The sequence below is a fragment of the Bartonella sp. AA89HNZF genome (assembly GCF_042196905.1).
Lineage (GTDB): Bacteria > Pseudomonadota > Alphaproteobacteria > Rhizobiales > Rhizobiaceae > Bartonella.
Window position 1 is genome coordinate 1 of sequence record NZ_JBHIRD010000072.1, and the last position, 1,198, is coordinate 1,198.

Consider the following 1,198-nt stretch of genomic DNA (forward strand, 5'->3'; position numbering starts at 1 on the left):
CATGAAGGACCTCACATTCTTGTGACTGGTCAGGGAAAAATTTTAGGAAAGTTTGTCATTCTTTCTGTAGAGGAAAAGCAAAGCATTTTTCACCAAAACGGGTCCCCCAAAAAACAAGAATTTACAATAAAGTTGAGAGAATATGGTGAAGAGTTATGAGTGATCTTTACGTAACAAAAGAAGGCGATATGGTTGATGCCATTTGCTGGAGATACTATGCAAAGGGTCAACAAGCCCTTGCTGTTGAACGCGTTTATGCAGCAAACTTTGGTCTTGCAGACTATGGACCCATCTTAAAAGCAGGCATCACAATCGTTTTGCCAACCCTCCCCTATCCTAAAGCCACACCAGTGATCAGAATTTGGGGTAGCAAATCATGAAACCTTTTTGCACAGTGATGGCAAATGGAGAGGACATCACAAGAATGCTGATGGACTATGTTTTGTCGATTGAAATTACCGATGAAGCAGAAGACAAAAGTGACCGCATCACCATAGAGCTTGATGACCGCGCACGTGACAGTGATAACGGCTTTCTTGATATTCCTCTCATCGGAACAATCATTTCTGTCACACTTGGCTATGAAGGGGGCAAAAATCGCGATATGGGAGCCTATCTGATTGATGAAATCTCTGTAAGCAGCCCACCACAAAGCTTAAGCGTGACAGGGCGCGCCGCATCAATGAACACGTCTTACAGAACCCCAAAAAGCCAATCCTATCACCAACAAACCCTTGGCAGTATTGTTCAAGAGATAGCAGAGTGCAATGGCTATATACCAAAAGTTGACCCTGCTCTTGCTAAAATTGTTGTGCGTCACATTGACCAAACTTCTGAAAGCGATATGGCTTTTGCCACACGCCTTGCAGAAGACTATGATGCGGTAGCAAAACCCGTTGATGGCAAGCTTGTTTTGGCTAAACGGGGCGAAGGCAAAGCCATCACTGGTGAAACACTCCCCGTTATTGTTATCCATGAAAAACATTGTACCTCTTGGGATTTTAAATACAGCGCACGAGATGAAGCAGGTGCAGCCAATGGCTTAGAAACAGATGTGGGGGACGACCAAAAAGCCGCTGCTGATGCACGAGAACCAGAAGAGATTGAGGAAGGCGAAGATGTTATCCATATGGATGAAAGTGATGCCCCCAATTTGCCTAAAGCAGAGACAGCAGCCGAAACATCTGAAAAGAACGAA

Annotated in this window: 2 protein-coding genes and 1 pseudogene; all 3 read left to right on the top strand. The window is 44.5% G+C overall.

What is annotated here, in order from left to right:
- Positions 1–159: phage tail protein (locus ACFIN0_RS09715; RefSeq protein ID WP_375702452.1), on the top strand; the 159-nt coding region annotated here is incomplete at its 5' end.
- Positions 156–380 (top strand): tail protein X, encoded by a 225-nt coding sequence (locus ACFIN0_RS09720; RefSeq protein ID WP_375637136.1) that lies wholly within the window; start codon positions 156–158, stop codon positions 378–380. The genes ACFIN0_RS09715 and ACFIN0_RS09720, both read left to right, overlap by 4 nt.
- Positions 377–1,198: pseudogene (locus tag ACFIN0_RS09725) on the top strand (late control protein); the annotation flags it as partial. The gene ACFIN0_RS09720 and the pseudogene ACFIN0_RS09725, both read left to right, overlap by 4 nt.